The 20,043-nt window shown below is 58.7% G+C and carries 16 protein-coding genes; 8 read left to right on the top strand and 8 right to left on the bottom strand.

What is annotated here, in order from left to right; translation table 11 throughout:
* The first annotated feature begins 2 nt into the window (after positions 1-2).
* Both etfB and BLL42_RS16275 read left to right on the top strand, forming a co-directional pair.
* Positions 3-773, top strand: a complete 771-nt coding sequence (gene etfB / locus BLL42_RS16270) for an electron transfer flavoprotein subunit beta (RefSeq protein ID WP_071553021.1) — start codon at positions 3-5, stop codon at positions 771-773.
* An 83-nt stretch (positions 774-856) separates the two neighbouring features.
* The gene (locus BLL42_RS16275; protein WP_071553022.1) at positions 857-1,423 is read left to right on the top strand and encodes a GNAT family N-acetyltransferase; all 567 of its coding nucleotides are present in this window, start codon (positions 857-859) and stop codon (positions 1,421-1,423) included.
* A 777-nt stretch (positions 1,424-2,200) separates the two neighbouring features.
* Here the strand turns inward: BLL42_RS16275 and gbca are convergent.
* On the bottom strand, positions 2,201-3,496 hold the full coding sequence (gene gbca, locus BLL42_RS16280; protein ID WP_071553023.1) for a glycine betaine monooxygenase oxygenase subunit: 1,296 nt from the start codon (positions 3,494-3,496) through the stop codon (positions 2,201-2,203).
* A 282-nt stretch (positions 3,497-3,778) separates the two neighbouring features.
* Here gbca and gbcB point away from each other — a divergent pair, with 282 nt between their 5' ends.
* Positions 3,779-4,879 (top strand): glycine betaine monooxygenase reductase subunit, encoded by a 1,101-nt coding sequence (gbcB, locus tag BLL42_RS16285; RefSeq protein WP_071553024.1) that lies wholly within the window; start codon positions 3,779-3,781, stop codon positions 4,877-4,879.
* A 54-nt stretch (positions 4,880-4,933) separates the two neighbouring features.
* Here gbcB and BLL42_RS16290 read toward each other — a convergent pair whose 3' ends face one another.
* The 7 genes from BLL42_RS16290 to BLL42_RS16320 all read right to left on the bottom strand — a co-directional run bounded on the left by BLL42_RS16290 (position 4,934) and on the right by BLL42_RS16320 (position 12,938).
* A complete protein-coding gene (locus BLL42_RS16290) occupies positions 4,934-5,236 on the bottom strand; it encodes a hypothetical protein (RefSeq protein ID WP_071553025.1) in 303 nt (100 codons plus the stop codon).
* Positions 5,237-6,099: 863 nt separating this feature from the next.
* Positions 6,100-6,486: a hypothetical protein gene (locus tag BLL42_RS16295; RefSeq protein WP_071553026.1), complete on the bottom strand. Its 387-nt coding sequence runs from the start codon at positions 6,484-6,486 to the stop codon at positions 6,100-6,102.
* A complete protein-coding gene (locus BLL42_RS16300) occupies positions 6,483-7,958 on the bottom strand; it encodes a hypothetical protein (protein WP_071553027.1) in 1,476 nt (491 codons plus the stop codon). The genes BLL42_RS16295 and BLL42_RS16300 overlap by 4 nt, the downstream gene beginning before the upstream one ends.
* The gene (locus BLL42_RS16305) at positions 7,955-8,440 is read right to left on the bottom strand and encodes an Hcp family type VI secretion system effector (protein WP_071553028.1); all 486 of its coding nucleotides are present in this window, start codon (positions 8,438-8,440) and stop codon (positions 7,955-7,957) included. The genes BLL42_RS16300 and BLL42_RS16305 overlap by 4 nt, the downstream gene beginning before the upstream one ends.
* 195 nt (positions 8,441-8,635) lie before the next feature.
* A complete protein-coding gene (locus BLL42_RS16310) occupies positions 8,636-10,783 on the bottom strand; it encodes a phosphocholine-specific phospholipase C (protein WP_071553029.1) in 2,148 nt (715 codons plus the stop codon).
* 128 nt (positions 10,784-10,911) lie between these two features.
* Positions 10,912-11,736: an SDR family oxidoreductase gene (locus tag BLL42_RS16315; protein WP_071553030.1), complete on the bottom strand. Its 825-nt coding sequence runs from the start codon at positions 11,734-11,736 to the stop codon at positions 10,912-10,914.
* Between the two features lie 161 nt (positions 11,737-11,897).
* Entirely contained in the window at positions 11,898-12,938 is a 1,041-nt protein-coding gene (locus tag BLL42_RS16320; protein ID WP_071553031.1) for a threonine aldolase family protein, read from the bottom strand.
* 415 nt (positions 12,939-13,353) lie between these two features.
* Between BLL42_RS16320 and glyA the strand changes: the two genes are divergently transcribed.
* Genes glyA through BLL42_RS16345 form a run of 5 tightly spaced genes read left to right on the top strand, consistent with a single transcriptional unit; the run spans position 13,354 to position 19,925 of the window.
* Positions 13,354-14,607, top strand: coding sequence for a serine hydroxymethyltransferase (gene glyA / locus BLL42_RS16325; protein ID WP_071553032.1), 1,254 nt, complete (start codon positions 13,354-13,356; stop codon positions 14,605-14,607).
* A 23-nt stretch (positions 14,608-14,630) separates the two neighbouring features.
* Positions 14,631-15,881, top strand: coding sequence for a sarcosine oxidase subunit beta (locus BLL42_RS16330; RefSeq protein WP_071553033.1), 1,251 nt, complete (start codon positions 14,631-14,633; stop codon positions 15,879-15,881).
* 15 nt (positions 15,882-15,896) lie between these two features.
* On the top strand, positions 15,897-16,226 hold the full coding sequence (locus BLL42_RS16335; RefSeq protein WP_071553034.1) for a sarcosine oxidase subunit delta: 330 nt from the start codon (positions 15,897-15,899) through the stop codon (positions 16,224-16,226).
* Positions 16,223-19,240 carry a sarcosine oxidase subunit alpha gene (locus tag BLL42_RS16340; RefSeq protein WP_071553035.1) on the top strand — a complete coding sequence of 1,006 codons (3,018 nt, stop codon included), beginning with the start codon at positions 16,223-16,225 and terminating at the stop codon, positions 19,238-19,240. Before BLL42_RS16335 ends, BLL42_RS16340 begins: the two co-directional genes overlap by 4 nt.
* A 52-nt stretch (positions 19,241-19,292) precedes the next feature.
* Positions 19,293-19,925: a sarcosine oxidase subunit gamma gene (locus BLL42_RS16345; protein ID WP_071553036.1), complete on the top strand. Its 633-nt coding sequence runs from the start codon at positions 19,293-19,295 to the stop codon at positions 19,923-19,925.
* The last annotated feature ends 118 nt before the right edge of the window (positions 19,926-20,043 follow it).

Genomic DNA, 20,043 nt, shown 5'->3' on the forward strand with positions numbered 1-20,043 from the left:
TTATGAGTACGAATGTCATCAGCCTGGTGTCCATCGGCGCCCACCCGACCTCGGGCCGGCCACGCCGCGCCGAACAGGATGCGCGGGCGGTTGAACTCGGTCTGCAACTGGCAGGCGGTAACCTGCAAGTGCTGCACGCCGGTGACGTCGAGGAGCCCGCGCTGCGCGCTTATCTGGGCATGGGCCTGGAACAGCTGCACGTGCTCGAGCAACCCCAAGGCGCCGATGCGCTGCCAGCATTGACCGCTTATTTGCGCGATGCCGGGGCGCAGGTGGTGCTGACCGGCAGTCAGGCGGAAACCGGTGAAGGCTCGGGCATGTTGCCGTTCCTGCTGGCGGAAAGCCTCGGCTGGCCGCTGGTGGTCGGGCTGGCGCAGGTCGAGTCCATCGACGGCCATTCGGCCCTGGTGCTGCAAGCCTTGCCCCGTGGCCAGCGTCGACGCTTGAAAGTGCGCCTGCCGTTTCTCGCCACGGTGGATAACGCGGCGCCCAAGCCTCGGCAAAGCGCTTTCGGTCCGGCCCGTCGCGGAGTGCTGCAGGTGGAAGACGTTGAGATTATCGACGATGAACTGCTCGCGGTTGCGACGTTGCAGCCGGCCAAGCCACGACCAAAACGCCTGAAGGTGATCAAGGCCAAGAGCGGCGCCGACCGGATGAAAGCCGCCACGGCCAAGGCCAGCGGTGGCGGTGGGCAGGTGCTCAAAGGGCTGAGTGCCGAGGCCGGTGCAGAGGTGATTCTCAAGTTGCTGATTGAAGAAGGCGTGGTTCGCTAACCCTTTTTTGTAGGAGCTGCCGCAGCCTGCGGCAGCTCCTACATAAATTTTCGCGAGCAGGTTCGCTCCCGCAAGGAAAAATAATGGCAGTTGAATTTCGTTCGGCCCTGCGCGCGGATGCGCGGGAGATTGCTCGCTTGTTTCAGATTTCATCAGAAGGTGCCGCGGATTACATCTGGAGCCAACTGGCGCAGCCCGGCCAGGACCTGCTGGATGTCGGTGCCAGTCGCTACGCCCGTGAAGATGTGGATTTCTCTTATCAAAACTGCGTGATCGCGCAGACAGAGGGAAAGGTCATCGGCATGCTGCACAGCTACGTGATGCGCTACGATCCGCTGGCAGCTCCCGTCACCGATCCGGTCCTGGCGCCGTATGCCAGGATGGAAATCCCCGACACCCTCTATATTTCGAGCCTGGCGCTGCATGAGGGCTGGCGCAATCAGGGCTTGGGCCAACAATTCCTCGCCTACGCTTACGACCGTGCCAACCAGCTGGGGCTCAACGGCTTGAGCCTGATCGACTATGCGGCGAACACCGGCGCCCGTCGGTTTTATGAGCGACATGGCTTCCGTGTCGTCGATACCTGCCCGATCACACCCCACCCGATGATCCGGGTCACGGGTGAAGCCTATTTGATGTATCGGCCTTAAGGCATCAACCGTTCAAGGGGCGTTCACGCTGCGGTTACCCACAATCCCTGTTAGCGCTTCTGTGGATAACATGTTCACCCCTCGCTACACCCCATGCACATCAAGCCCTGTAAGCCTTTGTACGAAAAACGACCAGCCTAACTCCCCGTTTTTTCGAGCTTTTTCCAGTGGATAAGGGAATCGCTGGTTCACGACTTGCCCCCAATCTCTGTTGGCGCTTCTGTGGATAAGATGTTCGCTCTCCGCTGTAAGCCATACAGATCGTGGCTTTCAAGCTTCTGATCAATAAATAACCAAATACCGGTTTTTACCCTTTTCCGGTCACTCAAACCCGTGAAATATGCAGCCTGGGCGCGGTTTTCCACAAAGCAGGGTAGGTGTTGTGGAGTTGCCCCCAAAGTCTGTTGGCGCTTCTGTGGATAAGGTGTTCGCGATCCGCTACGAGCCATACAAACCATGGCTTACAGGCTTGTGATCAAAAAACGCTCAATCGCTGCCGAAAACCCTTATTCTAGATAAGTCACGGATTTTCTTCAGTTTCTGTGGAAAAGGCTTGTCGAGAATTCACACTTGTCCCCATTTGCTGTGGGTGGAGGTGTGGATAACTTGTTCGCTGAAGGCTGCACGCCACGTTCCTTATAGGCTGGAACGCAATAGATCATATTTCGTACAGTTCTTTAGGGGGCAAAAAAAGATCGCAGCCTGCGGCAGCTCCTACAGGGATCGTGTGATTCCGTAGGAGCTGCCGCAGGCTGCGATCTTTTGATCTTTTGGATCTTAACCGTGAACCGGCACGCCCTTGAGGTAAGGCGCAGGCTCTGCACCGAGGTTGCTCAGCAGACGCTCGCTGTACCAATCCACAAAGTTCACCACGCCGAACTCGTAAGTCTTGGAATACGGGCCTGGCTGGTAGGCGGTGGAGTTGATCCCGCGCTGGTTTTCTTCGGCCAGACGACGGTCCTCGTTGTTGGTGGAATCCCAGACCTCACGCATGCGGTCGACGTCGTAATCCACGCCTTCGACAGCGTCCTTGTGCACCAGCCATTTGGTGGTGACCATGGTTTCCTGCGCGCTGATCGGCCACACGGTGAACACAATGATGTGATCGCCCATGCAGTGGTTCCACGAGTGCGGCAGGTGCAGGATGCGCATCGAGCCCAGGTCCGGGTTCTGGATCCGGCCCATGAGTTTCTTGCACGCTTGCTTGCCGTCCAGGGTCATCGACACAGTGCCTTTGAGCAGCGGCATGCGCACGATGCGGTTGCGCAGGCCGAAGCTGGCGTGAGCGTAAGGAATCTTCTCGGCTTCCCAGGAGGCGGCAGAGTCGGCCACGTGGTCCTTGAACGCCTGGTCGGCGCGCGGGTCGGTAACGTCGTCCCATTCCAGCAGGGTTTTCAGCAGTGCCGGGTGCGACGCGTTGCAGTGGTAGCACTCGCGGTTGTTTTCCATTACCAATTTCCAGTTGGCCTGTTCCACCAGGGTGGTTTGCACCGCCACCTTGGTGTTTTCCATGTCGTACGGTTCCATGTAATGGTTCAGTGTCGACAGGAAGTCATCGATGGCTGGCGGGTTTTCCGCGAGGCTGACGAAAATGTAGCCACCGGCGGTCTTCACGTTCACCGGCTTGAGACCGTACTGCTTCATGTCGAAGTCGTCGCCCATCTCGGTGCCGGCGAACAGCAGGCGACCGTCCAGCTCATAGGTCCACTGGTGGTAGTGGCAGACCAGCTTGGCGACTTTGCCTTTATCGCTGGTGCACAGACGCGAACCACGGTGGCGGCAGACGTTATGGAAGGCATGAACCACGCCTTCGGCGCCGCGAATCACGATGATCGGATTCTTGCCGATCTGCAGGGTCAGGTAGTTGCCCTTGGTCGGGATTTCGCAGGTCATGCCGGCGATCAACCACTCTTTCTGGAAGATCTCCTGCATGTCGATATCAAACAACCGCTCATCGGAGTAGAACGGCTGCGGCAGCGAGAATGTACGCTCGCGCTCTTGCAGCATCTGCGCGGTGGCCTTGCGTGCGGGTTCCAGTGGATCGCCCAAGCTCAGGGTAGTGGTGACGTCCATCGTTTAAGTCCTCATGGCCATCTGTGTGGCCGGCGAAAGTGGCTAATCAGGTCTGCTACGCAAGGTGTAAAAAATCTGTCTTTGTGTGGAGCGAGTGTGGGGCCGGCGCCCGTCAGAACCTTATCCACGAGCGACATGGCCCACTCTGTTCCCGACGCGCAACCCCCGGTGGTTGGGGGCTGGTCGCGATAAGTACGTGAATGTCGTAGATAGGTAAGTGACCACTGCACGCCTTGAGCAGAATCGGCAACATGAGGCCGACAGTCGGCCGTGGAGATCAGCATGTCCAATAGTTTCCTGAATCCGGTAACCACCCAGACCTGGGCCAATGGTCGGCACATTGTCCGTTGCGTCAAAGTCATCCAGGAAACCTGGGACGTGCGGACTTTCTGCTTCATGGCCGACCAGCCGATCATGTTCTTCTTCAAGCCGGGGCAGTTCGTCACCCTGGAGCTGGAAATCGACGGCGTGCCAATCATGCGCTCGTACACCATTTCCAGTTCGCCGTCGGTGCCTTACAGCTTTTCGGTGACCATCAAGCGCGTGCCGGGCGGCAAGGTCTCCAACTGGCTGCACGACACCCTGCACGAAGGTCAGGAGCTGGCGGTACACGGGCCGGTCGGGCTGTTCAACGCGATGGATTTCACGGCGCCGAAAGTGCTCTATCTCAGCGGTGGCGTCGGGATCACGCCGGTGATGTCCATGGCTCGCTGGTTCTACGACACCAACGGCAACGTCGACATGGTGTTTATCCACAGCGCCCGCTCGCCGAAAGACATCATCTATCACCGCGAGCTGGAGCACATGGCGTCGCGGATCGACAACTTCAGCCTGCACCTGATCTGCGAGAAGCATGGTATGGGTGAACCCTGGGCCGGTTATCGCGGTTACCTGAACCACAAAATGCTTGAACTGATGGCGCCGGATTTCCTTGAACGTGAAGTGTTCTGCTGCGGCCCGACGCCGTATATGAACGCGGTCAAGCGGCTGCTGGAAGGCGCTGGCTTCGACATGTCGCGCTACCACGAAGAGTCCTTCGGTGCGACGCCGCCCGAGGCCCGCGCCGACGCCGTGGAACATGCCGAACAAGCGGCCGACGCCCCGCAAATCGACGTGGCGGATCTCCATCAGGTGGAATTCACCGCCTCCGGCAAAAGCATCCGCGTGGCGCCGGGCGAAACCGTCCACGCCGCCGCCGCCAAGCTTGGCCTGTTGATTCCGAAAGCCTGCGGCATGGGAATCTGCGGGACGTGCAAGGTGATGAAGCTGGGTGGCGAGGTCGACATGGAGCACAACGGCGGGATCACCGAAGAAGACGAAGCCGAAGGCTACATCCTGTCGTGCTGCAGCGTGCCGAAGGGGGATGTGCGGATCGAGTTTTGAGTGTGAGAAGCCCGGTTACCAAAGGACCGGGCTTCCTGTAGCCGCCAGCCGCCCCTAGGCCTTGGCTTTAAACCCCGCCTCCATCTGCTCCACCCGCAGCTGAATCACCTCCAGCACCGCGCAACCTTCACGGGTGAGTAAATGCACGCCACGGGTGACGCGGGTCAGGTCGCAATCGGAAATGCCCTTGAGGGACAGACTGGTCAGGGTGTCCATCAGGTCGCGGACCACGGTGAAACGGTGCGCGGCGCAGGCGGCCAGGTCGCTGAGTTCTTTGTGGGTGTTGATGAAAAGCACGGGGTTTGCCGCGTCGTAGGTATCGACGGGGAGGTAGCGAGGCATGACTTGGTCGTTCATGGTTTTTACTCATTGTTGAGCTTCCACCATTCGCGGCCAAACGAGGGAGGTGGCAGCTGTGCGAGGGTTGGCCGACCGGCAACGACCACACCGGCACACCCGAAGGTGTCCCGCACACAGCTGCCATAACACGATGTTGCAGACATAAAAAAAGCGTCTGTAACGGTGTTTTTGACGCTGAAGCGTGATCATTGTTCGACCGGCCAAGGTCGTTCGCGGTATTTGCCGCGAGCTCAAACTATAGGAGCGACGCTGAGACGCGGCAACAGGGTACGTTGTCGGAAAGGTCTTGGAAAGTTGTGGGGTTGGGCCGCAGCGAGGATGGGGAAATTTTTAATTAACCTTGTGCCCGAAAAAAAGGGAGTGTAGGTATATAAAGAATCCAATGCAGAGGCTATACATTATTATTTTCTTGTAGGGTTTTGAGTTGAAGCGCTTGTTGTAATTGGCAGTTACTATAGCTGTTGCCAGCAAGCCTGTTGAGAACAAAAGCAGAACCGATACGGGGATGGTTACTGCCATTCCGTTGAATTCGTACCATGCAACTCGGCCCCGACCAATGTAGGGGAACACGATGTGTTGGTGATAAATTGAATGGGCTGATATCGCGATGAAGGTCAAGGCTGTAGTGCTGAATATCAGAACCAATATTGTTTGTAGTTTGAGTGGTAATGTATCTCGAGATGTATATCGGTCGGGCTTTTGTCTAAGCGGAAAGGGGGTTCTTGTTTGATTTTTGGTGTTTGGGTTTTATTTGATGTGTGATACCTGATGCGTTTCTTTGTTTTTGATTTCGTCATTTAACCATTTACTCCATGACGCCCGTCAATCGTATCTGACGCTATACGAGACCTGGTGTTCGTTTAGATAAGGCCTAGCTTGGTTGCTGCTGCCAGCCCAAACATTACGAATAGGAAACCCCAAGTGGCTCGCTGCAAAATTGTCAGTTTGCGTTTTAAGTGAGCAGGAAAACTCTTCAGATCTTCCGCACTAGCACCTCCGTCGCGGAGGTAGATGCGAGGCGCGGTTACCACACCCATTATTCCGCTCAGTAAAAACAATCTTCCCCAAGGGCCTCCGTTTTTAAAAGGAGCCCGGATCATCACCGCAGGACAGTTTTTTAAGTGATTCAACATTAAATCCATCTTGGTGTAGGCAAGATGTAGCGCGATGGCAAGCACAGTAAACAGTCCACCAAAGTCGATTAAGCCGATACAAAGGAATATTTTGTCAACGGTGCCGAGACTCACTTGGCAACCTCGTAAATCCTTTCACCTATCGCCTTGCCAAGTTCTCCACCACCATCTCCTGCTGCAAAAGAACCTAACCCGACGACGACAAGGCTGCACGCAAGTGCACCTAATCCGGCAGTTGGTGCTCCTAAAGCGGCGCATATAGTGACAGCAGTAGACCCGCCTAAAATCAAACCAGCGGCAGCACCACCAGCAATTCCGCCAACAAAGCTTCCCGCTTCAGTGAATTTCACCTTTTCACAGGCCTCTGCATTACCTTCTGCACATACGCCCTGGACTTTTATAACTGAGGCCCCGCCACCGACAGCCGTGCCGATCCAGCCGCCATATTTGACGTACTGGGCAGCTTTTGTGACCCCTTCAATGTGTGTGGCATAGCCAGGAATCTGGTCAGGTGCTCCGGCCTTTCTCCAGCGATGTACCAAGTTAGGGGTAGCGATTCCAAGCGCGGTTTTCAGGTCTGGATGATCGGGGAAGCCAATGCCTTTTTTTGTCAGTGCGGTGAGTTGGACATTAAGCCGAGCCAGTAGGCGCTTGCGCTCGTTAAAAAATGCCGGTGAGCTCAGACGCCCCTCTGTCTGGAAGGTGCGTGTGTGCAAGGCCTCGATGTCACGCAGAATGATTTTTACATCGTCCAGATTCTTGGCGAACATGGCCAAACCAGTGCTGGCCCCGAGTGACCCATAAGTGAGGAAAGTTGCTATTTCGTCATAGTGCCGCGCCATAAAATCGGCTTCTTCCGGGCTGAGTGGCTCCAGCGCCTTGTTCACCGTGCTCGCCGCTTCCATCAGCAAGGCTTCTTCACGGGTGCATTGCTGATTGTTCGGGTCGCTTAGAACAATCATCGCCCCGGCTTTTACGTGATCCAGGTTCGGGTTCAGGCTCTTGAATTTGGCAATGACGGCGGGGTTGGGTGAGGTGAATAGCTGAGCCTGGACCTTCTCAGCCGTTGTACTCCTGGGTACGACGTAGAACCCGGGTTCCTCTTGTGGCGGGACTTCCGCTGGCCAGCGCTCGCGGGGGAAAAACTTTAAATCATCGACAGGCGAGGGTGGGGGAGCGGCTTTGGTTGTGCCAGGCGTATTCGGGTTAAGCGCTATAAGGTTTTGAGCGTGGACAAAACGCAGTAAACGCTCGGGAGTGGGTTGCATGACCGGTTGGGTGAGCCTTGAAGCCGGGATTCTTTTGACCGCTTCGGTTATTGCACCTTGGCTGTTGCGCGCCAAGGCTTGCGATTGGTTCAAAAGGTCGCGCTGTTCTTGCAGTATTGCCTTTATGCCTTGCTCCGGGGTTTTATGGCCTCGTGCGACATCATCGGCTATTCGCTTGGCGAAATAGGCGACTTCCTGATTGAACTGCACGCGCGTAATACCAAAGGCCAGATGGCGAGCACTGACGGTCTGGGCTTGTCCGATCAGCTTGCCCGCGGCGCTATTGATGTCCCAGAGGTCATAACGGTTGGGGTTCATCCTTCTTCGCCCCACGAACTGTAACCGCAGGTTCCTGCTGTGTGGTGGGTCCAGGTGATGTCACGATAACGGATGGCGAGATGTTCTTGAGGTTCTGCGTCGTTTTGCAAAACAACATGAGGTACCTCAAGTGTTAGATCAGCAATGACCCCACCCCTGATCGAAATGGAATAAAACTTTTCCTGTCGGCCAAAGGAAGACACTCGGTAGAAACTAAGTGTGCAGTTTATTTCTTCCCTGTTTGAGAGCGCTTGGGCCAGTAGTGGTGATGATTTATCAACGCTTTTCGTGATGATAATCGGGCTGTGTGTCGACTTATTGATGTTCCCGATATTGGCCATGTTGTGGTTGTAAGACAGCACCATGATTTCATCCGTGTGCTCGGATTGAAACTTATTGCCAATAGACTCTGGGGTTGAACAACCTGCTGAAATCAGTCCTTGAGCCTTGCCGGTGATGGTCATGTAACCATGATTAGCCATAGAAACCACTCCTTGTAGTCAGGACGCGCAGTCTACGACAAGAATTTCAAGCATTCATGTAGGTCAATTCCGAAAATAGAGTAACGGGATGAGTTCGGTGCAAACCGGCGCCGATGCACCGCAAATCGACGTGGCGAGTTGTCACTCATCCCGAATATCAGCCGCCAGGTCCCCAGGTGAACAGATCGCAAGCGACTACGGCGTGCCCATCAGTGGATCACTGATGCTATGGGTGCCGGTTTCCAGTCGTCCGGCGACTCTGCGTAACCAGCCACTGTCGTCATGCACGGTCAGGTCGTACCAACCGCCGCTGGACTGGCAGGCAAAAACCTGCTGAATCTCCCCTCCGCTGGCCAGGTCAAAATGCCATGGCCCTTGCCGGGTATACGGACAGCGATCAATGCTCACGGACACGGGGTGTTTTGCCAGGTTAATCACGGTCAATTGCAGTTGGGTGCCGCTGGAAGTCACCCGTACCTCGGGTTGCCGGTGTTGTACGTCGCCATTAAAACTACGGTGAAAGCCGTTGGGGCCCAGTAGCCAGAGTTCGTAGCGGTCGTTCATCTGCCAGGTGTCGCTCAGTGTCTTGCCCGCCTCCACCGTATAGCGGCGAGGAATACGGTTCAGATGCTGGCAATCGTATACGTGGAACACCGCGCCCTGCTCACCGCTGTTTTGCAGCGTCAACGTCAGCGAACGTGCCCGGTGGTCGGCTTTGGCGTCCACCTGCAGTTGATAAGGCAGGGCACGCGAGGGACGAGCCAGGCGCTTTTGCTGCGGCAGCTGTTGCCGATGTACGGCGGGCAAGGGCACTTGGGGCAGTTGCTCCTGATGTTGGCGCAATACCTCTGCGGCTTGGCGGGTGGTGGTGTGCAGAGAGGGCAGGGTTTCGGTGTCAGGGGTGCTGAAGTTCAGGGCCGAGGTCAAGTCGCCGCAGACTGCCCGCCGCCAAGCGCTGATATTGGGCTCATGCACCTGAAAGCGCTTTTCCAGAAATTGCAGTACGGAGGTGTGATCGAATACTTGCGAGTTGACCCAGCCGCCACGACTCCACGGCGACACAATCAGCATGGGAACGCGAGGGCCTGGCCCGTAGACGCGACCATCGGGAGGCGGTTGCTGGCTTGAGCCAGGCGGTGGCGAATGGGTAAACAACTCGCTGTCGAAGGCTACGGTGGATTTGCCCGCGAAACTGCCGTCCCTGCGTCGCGACGGCGCAGAGGGCGATGGCATGTGGTCAAAAAAACCGTCGTTTTCATCGTAATTGACCACTAGCACGGTCTTGCTCCAGACCTGTGGATCGTCGGTCAGTGCCTTGAGGATCTCTTGAGTGAACCAGCCTCCCTGCACCGGACTTGAGGGGGCGGGATGTTCGGAGTAGGCCGCGGGTGGGATGATCCAACTGACCTGCGGCAACCGGCCTCGCTGTATGTCGCTGCGAAACCCCGCCACGATGGCTTCAAGGTCACTGCCGCCCGTGGCAGGCAGCGTGTTGCCGTTGCCCTTGTACAACGGGATCCTGGCGTTCAGTTCATCGCTGTAAGGTACAAAATCCGTGAAGTCCTTTGGCGGCCTTGGTGGATTGCCGGCCTGGACACTGGCCGCTCGAAACTGACGAAAGCCTGCCAGCGGGTTATCGCTGAAGTTGTCCGGCAAATACTGGTAGATCTTCCAGCTGATCGCGCTTCGCTCAAGTCGCTCCGGGTAGGTTTGCCAGGTGTAGCCCTGCTCCTCGGGCCCGGGGCTGTCCCACTCGTTTTCCACGCTGGCCACATGGGCGGCGGCAGGACCGTTGGTGCCTGTCCAATGGAACAGGCGATTGGGGTTGGTGCCGGTATGGATCGAGCAGTGATAGGCGTCACAGAGAGTGAAAGTATTGGCCAGGGCAAACTGAAAGGGCAGCTCCTGCTCGCGGTAGTAGCCCATTGAAGTGGGTGTTTTATGTGTCGGCCAAGCGCTCATGCGGCCGCTGTCCCAGGCTGCCTGAGCATCGGCCCATGAGTGAGGCGTGCCCTTGACCCGTTGGGCATTGCCACGGGAACTGTCCAGGTAATAGGGCAGTATCAGCCGGTCTTTACCTTGTTGATCCCAGACCCGTCGGTTGCCGGGTAGCGGGAGGGTGAAACGATCGCTGAAACCCCGTACACCGGGCAAGGTCCCGAAATAGTGATCGAACGAGCGGTTTTCCTGCATCAGGATCACCACGTGTTCAACGTCGCTGATCGTGCCGGTGCGGTTGTTGGCAGGTATGGCCAAGGCTTGGCGAATCGAGTCGGGCAGCAGTGAGAACGCCGAGCCGATGGCGGCAGCCTTCAACAACTTCCTGCGGGATAAGGATGGCATAGGTTCTCTCAATTCCTTGAGTCAAACTCGGTCAGCGGGTTCTGCGGATCAGGAGGCGGCGCGATGCACCCCGGTGAGCTCAATGCAATCGGTGATGCTCGGGCCGTTTTTTGGGGACGCGTTTTTACTCAGTCAACGAACAGGTCCGGCATCAGTGCGTCGTTAGTGTCCGGCGCGAATCGATAGTGCTCAAACGCCGTCACGCCCTGTTCGCGAAGTATTTCCTCATCGATCAGCAAGCGCCCGGTGATGCTGCGGTTGGCGCTGCACAGAATGGCGTAGGCGGCATCCGCCATGATCGCGGGCGTGCGGGCATGCTTGAACGACTCGCGTGACCCTAGCTGGAACTCGATGGCGGCGGTGGCGATCATGGTCTGCGGCCACAACGAGTTGACGCTGATACCGTAGGCCTTGAATTCCTCGCTCATGCCCAGGGTCAGCATGCTCATGCCGTACTTGGTCACGGTGTAGGGGCTGTATTGAGCGAACCATTTGGTTGCCAGATTCAACGGCGGCGACAGGTTGAGAATGTGTCCGCCGGTCTTTTTCAGATAAGGCAGGGCCGCCTGGCTGCACAGCAATACGGCGCGGGTGTTGATCTGGTGCATCAGGTCGAAGCGCTTGAGTTCGAGGTGCGCAACCCCGGTCAACTTGATCGCCCCGGCGTTGTTGATCAGCGCATCAATGCCGCCGAAATGCTCGCTGGCTGTGGCCATTGCCTCTCGCACCGCAACTTCATCGCGCACATCCACCTGCAACGCCAGCGCCTGGCCCCCTGCGGCTTCGACTTCCTGCGCCACGCTGAAGATGGTTCCGGGAAGTTTGGGGTGTGGCTCAGCGCTTTTGGCTGCAATCACGATGTTGGCCCCGTCCTGTGCGGCTCGCAAAGCGATTTCGCGGCCGATCCCGCGGCTGGCGCCAGTAATGAACAGGGTTTTGCCTTGTAATGACATGCGTGCGCTCCTGATTGTTTTTATCTGAGCGGATAGAAACGGCTCGCCAGACAATGTAGACGAAGTCTCCTGGCGCGAGCGCACGCATGTTTGTGAAGAGGTTTCTGAGCGGTTTTTGATCGGTCCCTGTAGGCGCTGCCGCAGGCTGCGATCTTTTACCTTCAGGCGCTCATCACTTCCCGAATATCCGCCGCCAATTCCCGTACCCGCTCTTCCTCGGTGTCCCACGAGCACATGAAGCGTGCGCCGCCCTTGCCGATGAAGGTGTAGAAACGCCAGCTCTTGGCGGTCAGGGCGGTGACGGCTGATTCCGACAGTTGCAGGAATACGCCGTTGGCTTGCACCGGGAACATCAGCTCAACGCCTGGAATGTCGCTGACCAACTCAGCCAGCAACTGTGCGCAGTAGTTGGCGTGGCGGGCGTGTTTGAGCCAGGCGTCGTTTTCCAGCAGACCGACCCACGGCGCCGAGAGAAAACGCATCTTCGAGGCCAGTTGCCCGGCCTGTTTGCAGCGGTAGTCGAAGTCTTCAGCGAGTTTCTGGTTGAAGAACAGAATCGCCTCACCCACCGCCATGCCGTTTTTCGTCCCGCCAAAACACAGCACGTCGACGCCGGCTTTCCAGGTCAGGTCGGCGGGCGAGCAATTGAGGAACGCGCAAGCGTTGGAGAAGCGTGCGCCGTCCATGTGCAGGTTCAGCCCCAGCTCTTTGCAGGTGGCGCTGATGGCGCGGATTTCTTCCGGGGTGTAGACGCTGCCGACTTCGGTCGCCTGGGTCAGGGTCACGACGCGTGGTTTCGGGTAGTGAATGTCCTGGCGCTTGAGGGCGATTTCGCGGATCGATTCCGGGGTTATCTTGCCGTTTTCGGTGCGGGCGATGAGCAGCTTGGAGCCGTTGGAGAAGAACTCCGGCGCACCGCATTCGTCGGTTTCGACGTGGGCGGTTTCCGAGCAGATCACGCTGTGGTAACTCTGGCACAGCGACGACAGCGCCAGCGAGTTGGCCGCGGTGCCGTTGAAGGCGAAGAACACTTCGCAGTCGGTTTCGAACAGTTTGCGGAAATCGTCCGAGGCGCGTGCGGTCCACTCATCGTCGCCATAGGCACGTTGGTGGCCTTGATTGGCCTGTTCCATGGCGGCCCAGGCTTCCGGGCAGATGCCGGAATAGTTGTCGCTGGCGAATTGTTGGCTCTTGTCGGTCATGGCCGGCTCCGTGGTCGATGATGGTGCGCACTGTACCCAAGATTGACGGGGGAGCACACGCAATGTGTCTGTCAGAAAAATACAAAGACGTTAGGCAATTATGCACATGACTACACGCAACGATGTGCTGAACCTGCTGTAGGAGCTGCCGCAGGCTGCGATCTTTTGATCTTGACTCTATGGCGCCGGCAATATCGCCAAAAGATCGCCGCCTGCGGCAGCTCCTACGTTGAGCGTGTCGCGGCTGCCAGTCAGTGGTCGCTATTTGAACGTATGTCGTAAACGCACCTTTGCGTGGCGTCCATAGGCATTTGACCTGTCTGCGCCGGTCATACCATCGCATCCAAAGGGCACTGCCGAAAGGTACGTGCCTCACCGAGACGAAAGGCGCACCGCCGCCGCTGGGAGAGACGCGATGTTCAGCAAGCAAGACCAGATCAAGGGTTACGACGATGCACTGCTGGCGGCGATGAATGCCGAGGAGTTGCGCCAGGAAGATCATATCGAGCTGATCGCGTCAGAGAACTACACCAGCAAGCGTGTCATGGAAGCGCAAGGCAGCGGCCTGACCAACAAATACGCCGAAGGCTACCCGGGCAAGCGCTACTACGGCGGCTGCGAGCACGTCGACAAGGTCGAAGCGTTGGCCATCGAGCGCGCCAAACTGCTGTTCGGCGCCGATTATGCCAACGTCCAGCCGCACTCCGGCAGCCAGGCCAACGCCGCTGTCTATCTGGCGCTGCTGAACGCAGGCGATACCGTGCTCGGCATGAGCCTGGCTCACGGTGGTCACCTGACCCACGGCGCCAAAGTCAGTTTCTCCGGCAAGCTCTATAACGCGGTGCAGTACGGCATCGACACCACCACCGGGCTGATCGATTACGACGAAGTCGAGCGCCTGGCGGTCGAGCACAAGCCGAAAATGATCATTGCCGGGTTCTCGGCCTACTCGAAAACCCTGGATTTCCCACGCTTCCGTCAGATCGCCGACAAGGTCGGTGCTTACCTGTTCGTCGACATGGCGCACGTGGCCGGTCTGGTCGCTGCCGGCCTGTACCCGAACCCGCTGCCGTACGCCGACGTGGTCACCACCACTACCCACAAAACCCTGCGCGGTCCACGTGGCGGTCTGATCCTGGCCAAGGCCAACGAAGAGCTGGAAAAGAAACTCAACGCTGCCGTGTTCCCCGGTGGTCAGGGCGGCCCGCTGATGCACGTGATCGCCGCCAAGGCCGTGTGCTTCAAGGAAGCGCTGGAGCCGGGCTTCAAGGTCTATCAGCAACAAGTGATCGACAACGCCAAGGCGATGGCCGGTGTTTTTATCAAACGTGGCTACGATGTAGTGTCCGGCGGCACTGACAACCACCTGTTCCTGGTGAGCCTGATCCGTCAGGGCCTGACCGGTAAAGAAGCCGACGCCGCTTTGGGTCGTGCCCACATCACCGTGAACAAGAACGCTGTACCGAACGATCCACAATCGCCGTTCGTCACCTCGGGCCTGCGTATCGGCACCCCGGCGGTCACCTCGCGCGGTTTCAAGGTGACCCAGTGCGTCGAACTGGCTGGCTGGATCTGCGACATCCTCGACAACCTCGGTGACGCCGATGTCGAGGCCAACGTTGCCAAGCACGTGGCGGCCCTGTGCGCGGACTTCCCGGTTTATCGCTGAGCGCGGTTTTGGAGTAAATGACTATGCAACGCTACTCAGGCTTCGGCCTCTTCAAACACTCCCTCAGCCACCACGAAAACTGGCAGCGGATGTGGCGTACGCCGACTCCGAAAAAAGTCTACGACGTGGTCATCGTCGGCGGCGGCGGGCATGGTCTGGCGACCGCCTACTACCTGGCCAAGGAACACGGCATCACCAACGTGGCGGTGGTCGAGAAAGGCTGGCTGGGCGGCGGTAACACTGCGCGCAACACCACCATCGTGCGTTCCAACTACCTGTGGGACGAGTCGGCGCACCTGTACGAACACGCGATGAAGCTCTGGGAAGGTCTGTCCCAGGACCTGAACTACAACGTGATGTTCTCCCAGCGTGGCGTTTACAACCTGTGCCACACCCTGCAGGACATTCGTGACTCCGAGCGTCGGGTCAGCGCCAACCGCCTCAATGGCGTCGATGGCGAACTGCTCACCGCTCAGCAAGTGGCTGACGAGATTCCGTACCTCGACTGCTCAAAAAACACGCGCTACCCGGTGATGGGCGCTACCGTCCAGCGTCGCGGCGGCGTGGCCCGTCACGATGCCGTGGCCTGGGGCTTTGCCCGTGCGGCCGATGCCTTGGGCGTGGACCTGATCCAGCAGACCGAAGTGATCGGTTTCCGCAAGGAAAACGGCGTGTGTATCGGTGTTGAAACCAACAAGGGCTTCATCGGCGCCAAGCGCGTCGGTGTGGTGACGGCGGGTAACTCCGGGCACATGGCCAAACTCGCCGGTTTCCGTCTGCCGATCGAATCCCACCCGCTGCAAGCGCTGGTGTCCGAGCCGATCAAGCCGATTATCGACAGCGTGATCATGTCCAACGCCGTGCACGGTTACATCAGCCAGTCCGACAAGGGCGACCTGGTGATTGGTGCCGGTATCGACGGCTACAACGGCTACGGCCAGCGCGGTTCGTACCCGGTGATCGAGCACACCATTCAGGCCATCGTCGAGATGTTCCCGGTGCTGTCCCGCGTACGCATGAACCGTCAGTGGGGCGGCATCGTCGACACCACGCCGGATGCATGCCCGATCATCTCGAAAACGCCGGTACCAAACATGTTCTTCAACTGCGGTTGGGGCACCGGTGGTTTTAAAGCGACGCCGGGCTCGGGCAACGTGTTTGCCGCCAGCCTCGCCAAGGGTGAAATGCACCCGTTGGCTGCACCCTTCTCCATCGACCGTTTCCACAACGGTGCGCTGATCGATGAACATGGCGCTGCGGCCGTCGCCCACTAACAGGAGAAATTTCCTATGTTGCATATCTTCTGTCCTCACTGCGGTGAACTGCGCTCCGAAGAGGAATTCCATGCATCCGGCCAGGCGCACATCCCGCGCCCGCTGGATCCGAACACCTGCACCGACGAGGAGTGGGGTGACTACATGTTCTTCCGTGACAACCCTCGCGGCTTGCACCACGAACTGTGGGATCACGTCGCCGGTTGCCGTCAGTATTTCAACGCCACCCGTGACACCGTGACCTACGAGATTCTTGAAACCTACAAGATCGGCACCAAGCCACAGTTCACCGACAAGACTGAAAGTCCGAAAGCGGCCGCGCAGGCTCTGGGAGCGAAGGTATGAGCCAGATCAATCGCCTGTCCAACGGTGGACGGATCGACCGCAACAAAGTCCTGAGCTTCAGCTTCAACGGCCAGATCTACAAAGGCTTTGAAGGCGACTCCCTGGCCGCTGCATTGCTGGCCAACGGTGTCGACATCATCGGTCGCAGCTTCAAGTATTCGCGTCCTCGCGGAATCTTCGCCGCCGGCAGCGAAGAGCCGAACGCGGTGCTGCAGATCGGTGCGACCGAAGCCACGCAAATTCCTAACGTGCGCGCCACTCAACAGGCGCTGTACCAGGGTCTCGTCGCCACCAGCACCAACGGCTGGCCGAGCGTGAACAACGACATGATGGGGATTCTCGGCAAAGTCGGCGGCAAGCTGATGCCACCGGGCTTCTACTACAAAACCTTCATGTACCCGCAATCGTTCTGGATGACCTACGAGAAGTACATCCGTAAGGCCGCCGGTCTCGGTCGTTCGCCGACCGAAAACGATCCGGACACCTACGACTACATGAACCAGCACTGCGACGTGCTGATCGTCGGCGCTGGCCCGGCGGGCCTGGCGGCGGCCTTGGCGGCTGCGCGCAGCGGTGCCCGAGTGATTCTGGCCGATGAGCAGGAAGAGTTCGGCGGCAGTTTGCTCGATTCCCGTGAAAGCCTCGACGGCAAACCGGCGACCGAATGGGTGGCCAGTGTCATCGCCGAGCTCAAAGACACCCCTGACGTGTTGCTGTTACCTCGTGCGACCGTTAACGGTTACCACGACCACAACTTCCTGACCATTCACGAGCGCCTCACCGATCACCTCGGCGACCGCGCACCGATTGGCCAGGTTCGCCAGCGTATCCACCGGGTTCGCGCCAAGCGCGTGGTACTGGCGACAGGCGCTCACGAACGTCCGCTGGTCTACGGCAACAACGACGTTCCGGGCAACATGCTCGCCGGTGCAGTCTCGACTTACGTGCGTCGTTATGGCGTCGCGCCGGGCAAGAATCTGGTGCTGTCGACCAACAACGATCACGCCTACCGCGTGGCGCTGGACTGGCTCGACGCCGGCCTGAAAGTGGTGGCCATCGCCGATGCGCGGAGCAATCCTCGCGGTGCGCTGGTAGAAGAAGCACGGGCCAAAGGCATCCGTATCCTGACCGGCAGCGCGGTGATCGAAGCCCGCGGCAGCAAGCGTGTAACCGCCGCTCGTGTTGCCGCGATCGACGTCAAGGCGCACACCGTCACCAGCCCGGGCGAATGGCTTGAATGCGATCTGCTTGCCAGCTCCGGCGGCTACAGCCCGGTGGTTCACCTGGCGTCGCACCTGGGCGGCAAACCGATCTGGCGTGAAGACATCCTCGGTTTCATCCCGGGCGAAGCACCGCAAAAACGCGTGTGCGTTGGCGGCATCAATGGGGTCTACAACCTCGGCGATTCTCTGGCCGACGGTTTTGAAGGCGGCGTGCGCGCCGCCAGCGAAGCCGGTTTCAACGCGGTCGAAGGCGTCCTGCCAAAAGCCCTGAGCCGTGTGGAAGAACCGACTCTGGCGCTGTTCCAGGTGCCGCACGAAAAGAACACCGCACGTGCGCCGAAGCAATTCGTCGACCTGCAGAACGACGTCACCGCAGCCGCCATCGAACTGGCGACCCGCGAGGGCTTCGAATCGGTCGAGCACGTCAAACGTTACACCGCACTGGGCTTCGGCACCGATCAGGGCAAGCTTGGCAACGTCAACGGTCTGGCCATTGCTGCCCGTTCACTGAACGTGACCATCCCGCAGATGGGCACCACCATGTTCCGCCCGAACTACACGCCGGTGACTTTCGGCGCGGTAGCCGGTCGTCACTGTGGGCACATCTTCGAGCCGGTGCGTTACACCGCGCTGCACGCCTGGCACGTGAAGAACGGCGCCGAGTTCGAAGACGTCGGTCAGTGGAAACGTCCTTGGTACTTCCCGAAAAACGCTGAAGACCTGCATGCCGCGGTGAAACGCGAATGCCTGGCCGTGCGCGAAAGCGTCGGCCTGCTGGATGCCTCGACGCTCGGCAAGATCGATATTCAAGGCCCGGATGCGCGAGAGTTCCTCAACCGCGTCTACACCAACGCCTGGACCAAGCTCGACGTGGGCAAGGCGCGTTACGGCCTGATGTGCAAAGAAGACGGCATGGTTTTCGACGACGGCGTCACCGCTTGCCTCGCCGACAACCACTTCGTGATGACCACTACCACCGGCGGCGCTGCACGCGTGCTGCAATGGCTGGAAATCTATCACCAGACCGAATGGCCAGACCTGAAGGTGTACTTCACTTCGGTTACCGACCACTGGGCGACCATGACCCTGTCCGGGCCGAACAGCCGCAAGCTGCTCAGCGAAGTCACCGACATCGATCTGGACAGGGACGGTTTCCCGTTCATGACCTGGAAAGAAGGTCTGGTGGGCGGCGTGCCGGCGCGGGTGTTCCGGATCTCGTTTACCGGTGAGCTGTCGTACGAAGTCAACGTACAGGCCGACTACGCCATGGGCGTCCTGGAAAAAATCGTCGAAGCCGGCAAGAAGTACAACCTGACGCCGTACGGCACTGAAACCATGCACGTCCTGCGGGCCGAGAAGGGTTTCATCATCGTCGGCCAGGACACTGACAGCTCGATGACCCCGGACGACCTGAACATGGGCTGGTGCGTCGGTCGCACCAAACCGTTCTCGTGGATCGGCTGGCGTGGCATGAACCGTGAAGACTGCGTGCGTGATCAGCGCAAACAGTTGGTCGGCCTCAAGCCGATCGACCCGACCCAATGGCTGCCGGAAGGCGCGCAACTGGTGTTCAACACCAAGCAAGCGATCCCGATGAGCATGGTCGGTCACGTGACCTCCAGCTACGCCCACAACTCCCTCGGCTATTCGTTTGCCATGGGGGTGGTCAAAGGCGGCTTGAAGCGCCTCGGCGAGCGCGTGTTCGCGCCGTTGGCCGACGGCAGCGTGATCGAAGCGGAAATCGTTTCTTCGGTGTTCTTCGATCCGAAAGGCGATCGCCAGAACGTGTGATACCCACGCTCGCCCCCTCGGGGGCGACGTACGAATTCAAGACAGGTGCTTTATGACCACAGCCAACGTTTACCAACAGCGCCCAACCACTGGGGCAAAGGCCGAGTCGTCGCTGCATCACGCAGGCCTGCAAAGCCTGGTGGGCAAGGGCCGTAAAAACGCCGGTGTTACCGTGCGTGAGAAAAAACTCCTGGGCCACCTGACTATTCGTGGCGATGGCCACAACCCGGCATTCGCCGAGGGCGTGCACAAGGCCTTGGGCCTGGAACTGCCGGTCGCCCTGACCGTGGTCGCCAAAGGCGAAACCAGCCTGCAATGGATGGGCCCGGACGAATGGCTGCTGATCGTGCCGAGCGGTGAAGAATTCGCCGCCGAGAAAAAACTGCGTGAAGCGCTGGGCGATCTGCACATTTCCATCGTCAACGTCAGCGGCGGCCAGCAGATTCTTGAACTGAGCGGCCCGAAAGTCCGCGAAGTGCTGATGAAGTCCACCAGCTACGACGTGCACCCCAACAACTTTCCGGTGGGCAAAGCGGTGGGCACGGTGTTCGCCAAGTCGCAACTGGTGATCCGCCACACCGCTGAAGACACCTGGGAACTGCTGATCCGTCGCAGCTTCTCGGATTACTGGTGGCTGTGGTTGCAGGATGCGGCCGCGGAATATGGCCTTAGCGTTCAAGCGTAATTTTTGAGGCTACACGTGTCCCGTAGCAGTTGCCGAAGGCTACGTCCGGCGGCGAAGCCGTCGTAAAACCTGAGTCCCCGATTCTGAATTGAAGTCGGGGGTGCCCGAATTGCGCCGG

The sequence above is a fragment of the Pseudomonas frederiksbergensis genome (assembly GCF_001874645.1).
Classification (GTDB): Bacteria; Pseudomonadota; Gammaproteobacteria; order Pseudomonadales; family Pseudomonadaceae; genus Aquipseudomonas; species Aquipseudomonas frederiksbergensis_B.

Coding starts and splice junctions, on each gene's coding strand:
- etfB (WP_071553021.1), top strand. CDS start 3: ATGAGTACGAATGTCATCAGCCTGGTGTCCATCGGCGCCCACCCGACC.
- BLL42_RS16275 (WP_071553022.1), top strand. CDS start 857: ATGGCAGTTGAATTTCGTTCGGCCCTGCGCGCGGATGCGCGGGAGATT.
- gbca (WP_071553023.1), bottom strand. CDS start 3,496: ATGGACGTCACCACTACCCTGAGCTTGGGCGATCCACTGGAACCCGCA.
- gbcB (WP_071553024.1), top strand. CDS start 3,779: ATGTCCAATAGTTTCCTGAATCCGGTAACCACCCAGACCTGGGCCAAT.
- BLL42_RS16290 (WP_071553025.1), bottom strand. CDS start 5,236: ATGAACGACCAAGTCATGCCTCGCTACCTCCCCGTCGATACCTACGAC.
- BLL42_RS16300 (WP_071553027.1), bottom strand. CDS start 7,958: ATGAACCCCAACCGTTATGACCTCTGGGACATCAATAGCGCCGCGGGC.
- BLL42_RS16305 (WP_071553028.1), bottom strand. CDS start 8,440: ATGGCTAATCATGGTTACATGACCATCACCGGCAAGGCTCAAGGACTG.
- BLL42_RS16310 (WP_071553029.1), bottom strand. CDS start 10,783: ATGCCATCCTTATCCCGCAGGAAGTTGTTGAAGGCTGCCGCCATCGGC.
- BLL42_RS16315 (WP_071553030.1), bottom strand. CDS start 11,736: ATGTCATTACAAGGCAAAACCCTGTTCATTACTGGCGCCAGCCGCGGG.
- BLL42_RS16320 (WP_071553031.1), bottom strand. CDS start 12,938: ATGACCGACAAGAGCCAACAATTCGCCAGCGACAACTATTCCGGCATC.
- glyA (WP_071553032.1), top strand. CDS start 13,354: ATGTTCAGCAAGCAAGACCAGATCAAGGGTTACGACGATGCACTGCTG.
- BLL42_RS16330 (WP_071553033.1), top strand. CDS start 14,631: ATGCAACGCTACTCAGGCTTCGGCCTCTTCAAACACTCCCTCAGCCAC.
- BLL42_RS16335 (WP_071553034.1), top strand. CDS start 15,897: ATGTTGCATATCTTCTGTCCTCACTGCGGTGAACTGCGCTCCGAAGAG.
- BLL42_RS16340 (WP_071553035.1), top strand. CDS start 16,223: ATGAGCCAGATCAATCGCCTGTCCAACGGTGGACGGATCGACCGCAAC.
- BLL42_RS16345 (WP_071553036.1), top strand. CDS start 19,293: ATGACCACAGCCAACGTTTACCAACAGCGCCCAACCACTGGGGCAAAG.